The organism is Streptomyces sp. NRRL S-378, assembly GCF_000720645.1.
In the GTDB taxonomy this organism is placed as follows: domain Bacteria; phylum Actinomycetota; class Actinomycetes; order Streptomycetales; family Streptomycetaceae; genus Streptomyces.
Map to the genome: position 1 here is coordinate 1 of NZ_JOBX01000077.1, position 12,638 is coordinate 12,638.

Here is a 12,638-nt window from a genome sequence, read left to right on the forward strand (position 1 = left end):
CTCCGCCCCAGCAAAGACCACCGTTCCCGGAACCGGCTCGTACTGCTGGAGGGGGGACGGGGAGGGGTGTCCCCGCAGGACGAGGCGCGACCGGGGCCGCCTGGCCGGGCCCGGGCAGCACGCGCCGAGCCGAGGAGATACCCCTGCCCGGCACCCCGACCCGGCTCCACCACACCCGTACCCCGGCCCCGCCGTACGCCTCCGGTGGACCGGACCACTGCTCAGCAGTGACCCGCTGCACGATCGGACCCGGCACAGCAACCGCGCAGGGGCACCGCACCACACCCGTACCCCGGCCCCCCAGCACGATCCGGACCCCGCGAAGCCCGCCCGGCAATCCCGCAGGGACCGCGGCTCCGCCCCGGCAAAACCACCGTTCCGGGAACCGGCCCGTACTGCTGGAGGGGGGACGGGAAGGGGTGTCCCCGCAGGACGAGGCGCGACCGGGGCCGTCTGGCCGGGCCGGGCCGCACGCGCCGAGCCGAGGAGATACCCCTGCCCGGCACCCCGACCCACCCGCACCACACCCGTATCCCGGCCCCGCCGCCCACTCCGGCCGGACCCCCGCGAAGCAACCCCGCAGGGGACCCGCGGAACCGTTACCCCGGGCCGGAGGCCAGAGGCCAGAGGTCCGGCGGTCAGGGGAGCGGGAGGACCGCCGATACGCGGAAGCCGCCCGCGTCCGTCGGGCCGGAGACGAAGACCCCGCCCAGCCCGAGCACCCGCTCCCGCATCCCGACCAGCCCGTTCCCCCCGCTCGGCAGCCCGACCCCGTCCACCGGCCCCTCGCACGGCCCGTTCTCCACCTGCATCGCCACCTCACCCTCCCGGTGCGCCAGCCGCACGACGACCCGCGCCCCCGGAGCGTGCTTGTGGCAGTTGGTCAGCGCCTCCTGCACCACGCGGTACGCCGTCTGCTCCACCTCCGCCGCGTACGCCGCCCCCTCCCCCTGCACCACCATCTCGACGGCCATCCCCGCCGCCCGCGACTGGCCGACCAGCGCCTCCAGCTCCTCCAGCGACGGCCCGTCGTCCACCGCCGTCGCGCCGCCCACGAGCGCGACCGGCCCCGCCGGCGCCACCGTGGCAGCGGCGGCCGCCACGGCCGGCTTCGGCGGCGCCGCCCGCAGCACGCCGAGCATCTCCCGCAGCTCCGTCAGCGCCTGCCGCCCCATGTCCCCCACCAGCGCGGCGTTCTTCGCCGCCCGCGCCGGGTCCTTGGTGACCACCGCCTCCAGCGCGGCCGCGTGCACGACCATCAGCGACACCCGGTGGGCGACCACGTCGTGCATCTCGCGCGCGATCCGGGTCCGCTCCTCGGTGCGGGCCCACTCGGCCCGCTCCTCCGCCCGGTCCGCCAGCAGCGACAGCTCCCGCTCCAGCGAGTCGGCCCGCTCCTGGAGGCTCTCCATCAGCCGCCGCCGGGCGCCGATGTAGAGCCCGAGCAGCATCGGCGGCACGGTCAGCGCCACCGCCACGAACCCGGACAGCGCGACCACGAGCGCCGGATCGGCCTCCACGTCCCCGCGCGTCTTCAGGTACATCACGACGAAGGTCGCGACCAGCGACGTCGAGGCGAGGCCGGCGATGATCCGCCGGGGCACGTCGGACGAGGCGAGCGAGTACATCCCCGCCACCGAGAGCAGGAACCCCATCTCGGCCGGCGCCACGGCGATCCCCACGAGCACCACGGCGATCGGCCACCGCCGACGCAGCAGGAGCGTGGCCCCCACCACGGCCCCGAACAGCACTCCCGCGGCCACGGGGATGCCCGCCTCGTCCGAGAAGCGGACCCCTTCCCACGCGCACTCCGCGGTGGACACCGCGGCCAGCCCCCCGTCCACCACGACGTCCCGCCGTCGCGCCCACCACAACGGCGGCCCGGCACGGCCTTGCTCTTCCCCCGTACTGGTCATGCCGTCCAGCGTACGCAGGCGTCCCGACAGATCACCGACAGAAATTCCTCGAACGCCGGCCCTCGCACAGGCGAGTGAACCAACCGGACATCGAGACCTGAATCCCCCGTTTCGGACCCGCCGGTGAACTCCCACAGGGTGCGACGCGGGCGCTTCGCGGCACACGCCCCGCAGGGCACGATCTTTACCGTCGCATCGAAGGGCGGTGGTGCGGCATAGTAGGTGCCGTCGACTCGACCACCATGACGTAATGTCCGGTTTAGTCGTAAATAGTCCCCTGTGGTGTAATTGGCAGCACTGAGGCTTTTGGTGCCTTATGTCCGGGTTCGAGTCCTGGCGGGGGAGCTTACGCACGTTCGGGTCCCGACCGCAGAGGTCGGGACCCGGCCTCGTTTCGGGGCCCCGGCCCCCCGGTATCCTTCACGGGTCCACCCCCGAAGCCGAAGGGCACACCCGTGAGCGCCAACCGCCCGGCAGCCGTCGTCGTACTCGCAGCGGGTGAGGGCACCCGCATGAAGTCGGCCACACCCAAGGTCCTGCACGAGATCTGCGGGCGCTCGCTCGTCGGTCACGTCGTCGCCGCCTCCCGCGAGCTGGACCCCGAACACCTCGTCGTGGTCGTCGGGCACGCCCGGGAGCAGGTCACCGCGCACCTCGCCGGCATCGACGCCGACGTCCGCACCGCCGTCCAGTACGAGCAGAAGGGCACCGGCCACGCCGTCCGCATGGCCCTGCAGGAGCTCGGCGGGCCCGTCGACGGCACCGTGATCGTCGTCTGCGGCGACACCCCGCTGCTGACCGGGGAGACCCTGGGCCGGCTCGCGCAGACGCACGCCGCCGACGGCAACGCCGTCACCGTGCTCACCGCCGAGGTGCCCGACTCCACCGGCTACGGCCGCATCGTGCGCGACGCCGGCGGCGCCGTGACCGCGATCGTCGAGCACAAGGACGCCACGGACTCCCAGCGCGCCATCCGCGAGATCAACTCGGGTGTCTTCGCCTTCGACGGCGCCCTGCTCGCCGACGCGCTCGGCAAGGTCCGTACCGACAACAGCCAGGGCGAGGAGTACCTCACCGACGTCCTCGGCATCCTGCGCGAGGCCGGGCACCGCGTCGGCGCGGCCGTGGGCAGCGACCACCGCCAGATCCTGGGGATCAACAACCGCGTGCAGCTCGCCGAGGCGCGTGCCCTGCTGAACGCGCGCCTGCTGGAGCAGGCCATGCTCGCGGGCGTGACGGTCGTCGACCCCGCCGGCACCTTCGTGGACGTGACCGTCACTTTCGGCCAGGACGCGATCGTGCACCCCGGCACCCAGCTCCTGGGCGCGACGCACATCGGCGAGGGCGCCGAGGTCGGCCCCAACACCCGGCTGCGCGACACGCAGGTGGGTGCGGGCGCGCGCGTGGACAACACGGTGGCCGAGAGCGCGGTCGTGGGCCCGCAGGCGAGCGTGGGGCCGTTCGCCTACCTGCGTCCGGGGACGTCCCTCGGCGCGAAGGCCAAGGCCGGTACCTACGTCGAGATGAAGAACGCGACGATCGGCGAGGGCACGAAGGTGCCGCACCTGTCGTACGTGGGCGACGCCACGATCGGCGAGTACACGAACATCGGCGCGGCGAGCGTCTTCGTGAACTACGACGGCGAGCACAAGCACCACACGACCGTCGGCTCGCATTGCAAGACGGGGTCGGACAACATGTTTGTGGCACCCGTCACGATCGGGGACGGGGCCTACACGGCCGCCGGGTCCGTGATCACGAAGGACGTGCCGCCCGGTGCGCTGGCCGTGGCCCGTGGCCAGCAGCGGAATATCGAGGGCTGGGTGGCTCGCAAGCGTCCGGGAAGTGCCGCCGCCACGGCTGCACAGTCGGCGGCCTCGGAGGACTCCGAGCGCCCCTGAGGTGAACTGACCGGAAACGGGTACGTCTCGAACGGCGTACCGTGATAGGTGCACGCAATTCGGCTGGCTCACCGTGTGCGGGACGGACGCACATGGGGGCGAGCAGCTTCAACACGTCTGAGGAGACAGTGCTGTGACCGGGATCAAGACGACCGGCGAGAAGAAGCTGATGCTCTTCTCCGGCCGCGCCCACCCCGAGCTGGCCGAGGAGGTCGCGCACCAGCTGGGAGTCGGCCTCGTGCCGACCAAGGCTTTCGACTTCGCGAACGGTGAGATCTACGTCCGCTTCCAGGAGTCGGCACGCGGCGCGGACTGCTTCCTGATCCAGAGCCACACGGCTCCGATCAACAAGTGGATCATGGAGCAGCTGATCATGATCGACGCGCTGAAGCGCGCGTCGGCTCGTTCCATCACCGTGATCATCCCGTCCTACGGGTACGCCCGTCAGGACAAGAAGCACAAGGGCCGCGAGCCGATCTCGGCGCGTCTGGTGGCGGACCTGCTGAAGACCGCGGGTGCGGACCGCATCCTGACGGTCGACCTGCACACCGACCAGATCCAGGGCTTCTTCGACGGCCCGGTGGACCACCTGTCGGCGCTGAACGTCCTCGCGGACTACGTGGGCGCCAAGGTGGACCGCACGAAGCTGACGATCGTGTCCCCGGACGCCGGTCGTGTGCGGGTGGCGGACCGCTGGTGCGACCGGCTGGACGCGCCGCTGGCGATCGTGCACAAGCGCCGCGACAAGGACGTCGCCAACCAGGTGACGGTCCACGAGGTCGTCGGCGAGGTCAAGGGCCGCGTCTGCGTCCTGGTCGACGACATGATCGACACGGGTGGCACGATCTGCGCCGCGGCCGAGGCGCTCTTCTCGCACGGCGCGGAGGACGTGATCGTGACGGCGACGCACGGCATCCTCTCGGGTCCCGCGGCCGACCGCCTGAAGAACTCGAAGGTGAGCGAGTTCGTCTTCACGAACACCCTGCCGGACCCGTCCGACCTGGAACTGGACAAGATCACGGTGCTGTCGATCGCCCCGATGATCGCGCGTGCGGTGCGCGAGGTCTTCGAGGACGGTTCGGTGACGAGCCTGTTCGAGGAGCAGCAGTAAGCACTGCCGCGTAGATCCTTTTGAAGTGCGGCCTTCCCGCCGGGTAGACTCATGAAGTTGCTCGGCGAGGGAGGCCGCACTTTCGTGTGCGGATGCTCCGTTATCGACGCGCTCTTCGTAGCAGGCCGTTCAGGCCGGGTGACTGTGTCCATTTCCATCACCCCACGAGGAGTGAGCATGTCCGAGGTCAAGCTTTCCGCCACCCTGCGCGACACCTTCGGCAAGGGCTCTGCCCGCCAGGCCCGCCGCGACGCCCTGACCCCCGGTGTCATCTACGGCCACGGCACGGACCCGAAGCACGTCAACGTCGAGGCCCACGGCCTGATGATGGCGCTGAAGACCCCGAACGTCCTGCTGTCCCTGGACATCGCGGGCGGCGGCACCGAGCTGGTCATCCCGAAGGCCGTGCAGCGCCACCCCCTGAAGCGCACCATCTCGCACGTCGACTTCCTGATCGTCCAGAAGGGCGAGAAGGTCACCGTCGAGGTTCCGGTCGTGACCGAGGGCGACCTGGCCGCCGGTGGCAACCTGCTGGAGACCCTGCTGACCACGATCTCCGTCGAGACCGAGGCCACCCACATCCCGACCGAGATCACCGTCTCGATCGAGGGCCTGGAGGCCGGTGCGACCGTGCACGCCTCGGACCTGAAGCTGCCGGCCGGCACCACCCTGGCCGTCGAGGGTGACACCGCCGTCCTGCAGGTCGTCGCCCCGCAGGCCGAGGAGCCGGCCGCCGAGGCCGAGGGTGAGACCGAGGGCGCCGAGGCCTGAGCCTCGCCCCTTCCCCTCAGCAGTTGCTGACCGACCGCCGTCCGGCTCCACTGGAGCGGGACGGCGGTCGTCTTCGTTCTAGGCGGTAAGGAGCTTTTGATGTCGGACGACGCGGCGCCCTGGCTGATCGTGGGCCTGGGCAATCCGGGTGCGGAGTACGCCGGGAACCGCCACAACATCGGGTTCATGGTGGTCGATCTGCTGGCGGAGCGGATCGGCGGGAAGTTCAAGGCGCACAAGGCGCGGGCGCAGGTGGTCGAGGGCCGGATGGGTCCGCCGGGGCCGGCGAACCGCCGGGTGGTGCTGGCCAAGCCGATGTCGTTCATGAACCTGTCGGGTGGTCCGGTGACGGCCCTGCGGGACTTCTACAAGGTGCCGTCGGAGCGGATCGTCGCGGTCCACGACGAGTTGGACATCGACTATCCGACGCTGCGTCTGAAGCTGGGCGGCGGGGACAACGGGCACAACGGTCTGAAGTCCATGACGAAGTCGATGGGTGCGGACTACCACCGGGTGCGGTGCGGCATCGGGCGGCCTCCGGGCCGGATGCAGGTCGCGGACTTCGTGCTGAAGGACTTCTCCTCCACGGAACGCAAGGAGCTGGACTGGTTCGTGGACCGGGCGGCGGATGCGGTGGAGTGCCTGGTGGCGGAGGGTCTGGAGCGCGCGCAGTCGGCGTACAACGGGTAGCGCGCCAGGCATCTTCACAAGGGACAAGTGGCCCGGAGCAGATCAGTTCATAGCAAATATGTACGTCTGGCTCTTGACCGGGGCGGTGTCGCATCAGCATGCTGGCGCCGCCGCCCCCCATGGCCCCATGTTTCCCTCTCTCCCCAGAGGTGCCTCGATGCTCCGTTCCCGTAAGCGCTGGGCGGCCGTTGCCACTGCGCTGCTCCTCTCCGCGTCCGCCGGCCCGGCGTTCGCCACCGACTCCTACGAGGTGCCGCTGCACCAGGCGAAGGACCTGCCGATCTACGCGGCGCAGTACAAGGGCAAGCCCGGCGAGACCTGCGCGTCCATACCCGCGACGAAGGACGGCTGGCACTTCATCGCGCCGGGCAGCCCGAACGAGGTCTCGTTCGTGAAGCTGACGGTGAAGTTCGAGCCGGGCGGCGAGCAGGTGATCACCGTCTTCGGTCCGCCGAACGAGAACCACGCGTACGCGGCGTCGGAGCCCGGCGCGAAGCTGGTCTCGGCGGTCGCCCTGGTCGAGGGCACCACGGGCGGCGGCAAGAAGCTGGAGTGGTTCAACCTCTCGCACACCTGCCCGTCGACGGCGACGACCGAGCCGACGCCGTCGCAGTCCTCCACCGAGCCGGCGCCGTCGACCTCGACCTCGGCCTCGACGTCGCCGAGTTCCAGCACGTCGGCTTCCCCGTCGGCCTCGGCGAGCACGAGCACGAGCCCGTCGTCGTCGACGAGCACCTCGCCTTCCTCCTCCGCGTCCTCCCCCGCTCCGTCCGCGTCGGCCTCCGGCGGTACGACCGGTGGTGACCTGGCGAAGACCGGCTCGGACGCTCCGGTCGGGCTGCTCGCCACGATGGCGGCGGCCCTGATCGCGGCCGGGACGCTCCTGCTGGTCCGCCGTCGCCGGTCCGGCGCCCAGGGCTGAGCCCCGTAGTACGGAAGAAAAGGGGGGTCCCCCGCGCCGGTTCGGTGCGGGGGACCCCCTTTTCGTGGGTACGGCGGCCGGTCAGCCGGTGTTGCGCAGGCCTGCGGCGACACCGTTGACGGTGAGGAGCAGGGCGCGGGACAGGAGCGGGTCGGCCTCCTCGCCGCGGGCGGCGGCGGCGCGCTGGCGGGCCAGGAGGGAGACCTGGAGGTAGGAGATGGGGTCGAGGTAGGCGTCGCGGACGGCGAAGGTCTGCTGGAGCACCGGGTGGGAGTCGAGGAGCTTCTCGCCGCCGGTGATGCGCAGGACCTCGCGGACGGTGAGCTCGTGTTCGGCCTGGATGCGGGCGAAGACGTGCTTGAGCTCGTCGGGTACGAGGGTGTCGACGTAGTGGCGGGCGATCCGCAGGTCGGTCTTGGCCAGTGTCATTTCGACGTTGGACAGGAAGTTGCGGAAGAAGTGCCAGCGTTCGCCCATCTCGGTGAGGGCGTCCTCGTGGCCGGCTTCGCGCAGGGCCTTGAGGCCGGAGCCGACGCCGTACCAGCCGGGGACGATCTGGCGGGACTGGGTCCAGCCGAAGACCCACGGGATGGCGCGCAGGCCGTCGAGGCCGGCTCCGGAGTCGGGGCGGCGGGAGGGCCGGGAGCCGAGGTGCAGGTCGGCGAGCTGGTCGACGGGGGTGGCGGCGAAGAAGTAGGCGGGCAGGTCGGGGTCTTCGACGAGCTCGCGGTAGGCGGCGTGGGCGGCGTCGGAGACGGTGTCCATGGCCGCGTCCCAGCGGGCGAGGGCCTCGTCGGACTGGCGGGGCGCGGTGTGCAGGGCGGAGGCCTGCAGGGTGGCCGCGACGGTCAGTTCGAGGTTCTCGCGGGCCAGGGAGGGGACGAGGTACTTGTCGGAGATGACCTCGCCCTGTTCGGTGACCTTGATCTCGCCTTCGAGGGTGCCCCAGGGCTGGGCGAGGATCGCGTCGTGCGAGGGGCCGCCGCCGCGGCCGACGGTGCCGCCGCGGCCGTGGAAGAGGCGCAGGCGGACGCCGTAGCGGTGGGCGACGTCACGCAGGCGGCGCTGGGCGCGGTGGATCTCCCACTGGCTGGTGGTGATGCCGCCGAACTTGGAGGAGTCGGAGTAGCCGAGCATGACCTCCTGGACGTCGCCGCGGAGGGAGACCAGGCGCCGGTAGGAGGGGTCGGCGAGCATCTCGTCGAGGATGACGTCGGCGGCGCGGAGCTCGTCGGTGGTCTCCAGCAGCGGGACGATGCCGATCTTGGCCCAGCCTGCGTGGAGGTCGATGAGGCCGGCCTCGCGGGCGAGGACGGCGGCGGCGAAGACGTCGTCGGCGCCCTGGCACATCGAGATGATGTAGGACTCGATGACCTCGGGGCCGAACTTCTCGAAGGCGTCCTTGACGGCGGCGAAGACGCCGAGGGTCTTGGCGCCTGCGGCGTCGAGGGGTGCCGGGGTGGGGGCCAGCGGGCGGCGGGAGCGGAGTTCCTTGGCGAGGAGCTTCTGCCGGTAGTCGCGGGGCATGTCCGCGTAGCGCCAGGATTCCTCGCCGAGGCGGTCGAAGAGCTGGCCGAGGGCGTGGTGGTGGGCGTCGGCGTGTTCGCGTACGTCCATGGTGGCGAGCTGGAGGCCGAAGGCGGCGAGGGTGCGGATGGTGCGGTCCATGTGGCCGTCCGCGAAGAGGCCGCCGCGGTGCTCGCGCAGGGAGGTCTGGATGAGGGTGAGGTCGGTGAGGAGCTCGGCGGTGCCGAGGTAGTCGCGGCCTTCCTCGTGGGGGGTGCCCTTGGCGAGGCGCTCCCGGGTGTTGAGGAGCTTCTGGCGGATGCAGGTGGCCTTGAGCCGGTAGGGCTCCTCGGCGTTGAGGCGCTTGTAGCGGGGGCTGATCTCCGGGAGGCGTTCGAGGTCGGCCTGGAGGGAGGCGAGGAGTTCCTCGGTGGCTCCGGTGTAGCGGATGGAGTTGGACAGCAGGCTGCGCAGGAAGTCGACGAGTTCGAGGGCGTCGGTGATGCCGTGTTCGTGCTGGAGGATCAGCACGTCGCGGGTGACGTCGGGGGTGACGTTGGGGTTGCCGTCGCGGTCGCCGCCGATCCAGGTGCCGAAGGTGAGGGGGCGGGTGCCGGCGGGCAGCTCGACGCCGACGCGGCGCAGTTCGGCGGCGAGGTCCTCCAGTACGTCGCCGACGGCGCCGGCGTGGAGTTCGTCGAGGTAGTAGATGGCGTTGCGGGCCTCGTCGGCGGGCTCGGGGCGGACGACGCGCAGTTCGTCGGTCTGCCAGACGAGGTCGATGTTCTCGGCCAGGCGGAGGTCGTGGCGGCGGCGGTCGCCGGCGCCGGTGACGGGTTCCTCCAGGAGGGCCGCGATGCGGCGCAGCTTGTTGAGGACGCTGCGGCGGGCCGCTTCGGTGGGGTGTGCGGTGAAGACGGGCCGGACGTTGAGGTTCTTGACCGTCTCGCGCAGGTGCTCGGGGTCGGCGTCCTTGAGCATGTCGGCGGTGCGGGCGAGGAGCCCGCCCTCGGCGGCGCGGTGTGCGCGCAGTTCCTTGCCGCGGTGGACCTGCTCGGTGATGTTGGCGAGGTGGAAGTAGGTGGAGAAGGCGCGCACGAGCTTGGCGGCGGTCTCCAGGTCGGTGTCGCCGAGGAGGGCGGCGGCGGCTTCGCCGTCGGTGCGGGTGAGGGCGCGGACGCGTTCGACGAGGTCGAGCAGGTCCTGGCCTTCCTGGCGTACGAGGGTCTCCCCGAGGAGGTCGCCGAGGCGGCGGATGTCCGCGCGCAGTTCCGCGTTGGCGGTGGCGGCCGGGGTGACGGGGGCCTGCTGGGTGGCCAGGGGGGCCTTGTCAGCACTGCTCACAGGTGCGGCTCCTTGCAGTGTTCGAGCGCTACTGGGCGGTGGGCTCCCGGCCGTGCGCGGCGTGGACCCCGCCGGACTCCGTCCGGGGGACCGCCGCTGCTGTGGTGTGGCTCGGGCTGCCCGTGCGGACCGCGCTGTCCGACGGGGAACAGGATAGGTGTCCGATGCCCGTGCCTGGGCAAACGTCTCATAGGCCGAGTCGTACGGGGTCGGCCGGCTGGTGGGGACACGGGTGCACACCGGTTGCCGCGCTCGCGCTCCTCTTGTCCCGGGCCCGGGCTTTGCCATACTTACGATGCCGTAGGTTACGGACCCGTAGGGTCTGCTGATCCGGCGAACCCTCCGACCTCCCTCACCCCCAGGGGACACCCATGACCACCAGCCCCGAACTGATCGAGGGTGCCTCCGCGCCCTCCGAGACTCAAGTGCCGTCCGCGACGCTGGGCGGCGAGAACAAGCGGTCGATCGAGCAGATCGCCCTGCTGCTGTTCATCACCGTTCCCTTCGTGGCACTGCTGGCGGCGGTGCCACTGGCCTGGGGCTGGGGGGTGAGCTGGCTGGACCTCGGCCTGATGGTGTTCATGTACTTCCTGGCCTGCCACGGGATCACGATCGGTTTCCACCGTTACTTCACGCATGGTTCCTTCAAGGCGAAGCGGCCGCTGCGGATCGTGCTCGCGGTGATGGGTTCGATGGCGGTGGAGGGTCCGCTGGTGCGGTGGGTGGCGGACCACCGCAAGCACCACAAGTTCTCGGACCACGAGGGCGACCCCCATTCGCCGTGGCGGTTCGGTGAGACGGTGCCGGCGCTGATGAAGGGCCTGTGGTGGGCGCACATCGGATGGCTGTTCGACGAGGAGCAGACCGATCAGCAGAAGTACGCCCCGGATCTGATCAAGGACCCGGCGATCCGGCGCATCTCGCGGGACTTCATCTGGTGGACGATCTTCTCGCTGGCGGTTCCGCCGCTGGTGGGCGGTCTGGTGACGATGTCGTGGTGGGGGGCGTTCACGGCGTTCTTCTGGGGTTCTCTGGTGCGGGTGGCGCTGCTGCACCACGTGACGTGGTCGATCAATTCGATCTGTCACGCGGTGGGCAAGCGGCCGTTCAAGTCCCGGGACCGGTCGGGCAACGTGTGGTGGCTGGCGGTGCTGTCGTGCGGTGAGTCGTGGCACAACCTGCACCACGCGGATCCGACGTCGGCCCGGCACGGTGTGCTGCGGGGGCAGGTGGATTCCAGTGCGCGGCTGATCCGCTGGTTCGAGCAGCTGGGGTGGGCGACGGACGTGCGGTGGCCGTCGGCGTCCCGGATCGACGCCCGGCGCAGGGAAAACGGGCCGAACCCGGCATGATGGGGGGCGTGGCGATCGACGGTAATTCCAGCAGCGACAAGCCCAGGCGTGGCCGCCGGGTCCGGATGACGGGCGCGGAGCGGCGCCAGCAATTGCTGGACATCGGCCGGACCCTGTTCGCGGAGAAGGGCTTCGAAGGCACGTCGGTGGAGGAGATCGCGGCGAAGGCCGGGGTGTCCAAGCCGGTGGTGTACGAGCACTTCGGCGGCAAGGAGGGGCTGTACGCGGTCGTCGTGGACCGGGAGATGCGCCAGTTGCTGGACGGGGTGACGGGCGCCCTGACGGCCGGGCATCCGCGGGAGCTGCTGGAGCAGGCGGCGTTCGCGCTGCTGGACTACATCGAGTCGTACACGGACGGTTTCCGGATCCTGGTGCGGGATTCCCCGGTCGCGCAGTCGACGGGTACGTTCGCGTCGCTGATCAGTGACATCGCCACGCAGGTGGAGGACATCCTGGGGCTGGAGTTCAAGGCCCGTGGCTTCGATCCGAAGCTGGCCCCGCTGTACGCGCAGGCGCTCGTCGGGATGGTGGCGCTGACGGGTCAGTGGTGGCTGGACGTGCGCAAGCCGAAGAAGGCCGAGGTGGCGGCGCATCTGGTGAACCTGGCGTGGCACGGGCTGGACGGGCTGGAGTCGAAGCCGCAGCTGGTGGGCCGCCGCAAGAGCTAGGGGGTACGACGGCGCCCCGTCACCGGTGGTCGGTGGCGGGGCGCCGTCGTGTCGCGCGGGGGGCGCCTACCGGTCGGGGGCGGCGTCCGCGTCCGTGTCGTGGGGTTCGAGGAATTCGAGCCGGTTGCCGACGGGGTCCTCGGAGTAGAAGCGGTGGTGGCCGGGGAGGTCCTCGTCCCAGACCACCTCGGCCCCCCTCTCCTTCAGTCTTTGCGCGTACGCCGCGATGCCGGTCACCCGTAGTCCGGGGTGGGCCTTGCGGGCGGGCCGGAAGTCTTCCTCGACGCCGAGGTGCAGCTGTACGGATCCGGCGGCGAACCAGCATCCTCCGCGGGCGGCGAGGACGGGTGGTTTGGGGATCTCGGTCATGCCCAGGACGCCGGTGTAGTAGGCGCGGAGCCGGTCCTCGGCGTCGGGCGGTGCGGCGAGTTGGACGTGGTCGACTGCGGTGAGCACG

At 70.9% G+C, this 12,638-nt stretch carries 10 protein-coding genes and 1 tRNA gene; 8 read left to right on the top strand and 3 right to left on the bottom strand.

Annotated elements, in window-relative coordinates:
* Window positions 1-638: 638 nt before the first annotated feature.
* The gene (locus tag IH80_RS0133650; RefSeq protein ID WP_030965515.1) at window positions 639-1,916 is read right to left on the bottom strand and encodes a sensor histidine kinase; all 1,278 of its coding nucleotides are present in this window, start codon (window positions 1,914-1,916) and stop codon (window positions 639-641) included.
* A gap of 273 nt (window positions 1,917-2,189) precedes the next feature.
* Between IH80_RS0133650 and IH80_RS0133655 the strand changes: the two genes are divergently transcribed.
* The 6 genes from IH80_RS0133655 to IH80_RS0133680 all read left to right on the top strand — a co-directional run bounded on the left by IH80_RS0133655 (window position 2,190) and on the right by IH80_RS0133680 (window position 7,311).
* A tRNA-Gln gene (locus IH80_RS0133655) sits at window positions 2,190-2,261 on the top strand.
* Between the two features lie 110 nt (window positions 2,262-2,371).
* Window positions 2,372-3,817, top strand: coding sequence for a bifunctional UDP-N-acetylglucosamine diphosphorylase/glucosamine-1-phosphate N-acetyltransferase GlmU (glmU, locus tag IH80_RS0133660; protein WP_030965516.1), 1,446 nt, complete (start codon window positions 2,372-2,374; stop codon window positions 3,815-3,817).
* Window positions 3,818-3,950: 133 nt separating this feature from the next.
* Window positions 3,951-4,928, top strand: a complete 978-nt coding sequence (locus IH80_RS0133665; protein ID WP_030965517.1) for a ribose-phosphate diphosphokinase — start codon at window positions 3,951-3,953, stop codon at window positions 4,926-4,928.
* 177 nt (window positions 4,929-5,105) lie between these two features.
* Complete coding sequence (locus IH80_RS0133670) at window positions 5,106-5,699, top strand: 50S ribosomal protein L25/general stress protein Ctc (RefSeq protein WP_030965518.1); 594 nt, start codon at window positions 5,106-5,108, stop codon at window positions 5,697-5,699.
* A 99-nt stretch (window positions 5,700-5,798) separates the two neighbouring features.
* Window positions 5,799-6,389: an aminoacyl-tRNA hydrolase gene (gene pth, locus IH80_RS0133675; protein ID WP_030027108.1), complete on the top strand. Its 591-nt coding sequence runs from the start codon at window positions 5,799-5,801 to the stop codon at window positions 6,387-6,389.
* A 157-nt stretch (window positions 6,390-6,546) separates the two neighbouring features.
* Entirely contained in the window at window positions 6,547-7,311 is a 765-nt protein-coding gene (locus tag IH80_RS0133680) for an LPXTG cell wall anchor domain-containing protein (RefSeq protein WP_030965520.1), read from the top strand.
* Window positions 7,312-7,392: 81 nt separating this feature from the next.
* Here IH80_RS0133680 and ppc read toward each other — a convergent pair whose 3' ends face one another.
* Window positions 7,393-10,161 (bottom strand): phosphoenolpyruvate carboxylase, encoded by a 2,769-nt coding sequence (ppc, locus tag IH80_RS0133685; protein WP_051810228.1) that lies wholly within the window; start codon window positions 10,159-10,161, stop codon window positions 7,393-7,395.
* Window positions 10,162-10,532: 371 nt separating this feature from the next.
* Here ppc and IH80_RS0133690 point away from each other — a divergent pair, with 371 nt between their 5' ends.
* Together IH80_RS0133690 and IH80_RS0133695 are read left to right on the top strand one after the other, a co-directional pair.
* Window positions 10,533-11,513 (top strand): acyl-CoA desaturase, encoded by a 981-nt coding sequence (locus IH80_RS0133690; protein WP_030965522.1) that lies wholly within the window; start codon window positions 10,533-10,535, stop codon window positions 11,511-11,513.
* Entirely contained in the window at window positions 11,513-12,181 is a 669-nt protein-coding gene (locus IH80_RS0133695) for a TetR/AcrR family transcriptional regulator (RefSeq protein ID WP_107056956.1), read from the top strand. Before IH80_RS0133690 ends, IH80_RS0133695 begins: the two co-directional genes overlap by 1 nt.
* Window positions 12,182-12,247: 66 nt before the next feature.
* Here IH80_RS0133695 and IH80_RS0133700 read toward each other — a convergent pair whose 3' ends face one another.
* Complete coding sequence (locus IH80_RS0133700) at window positions 12,248-12,637, bottom strand: VOC family protein (protein WP_030965525.1); 390 nt, start codon at window positions 12,635-12,637, stop codon at window positions 12,248-12,250.
* Window position 12,638 lies beyond the last annotated feature (1 nt).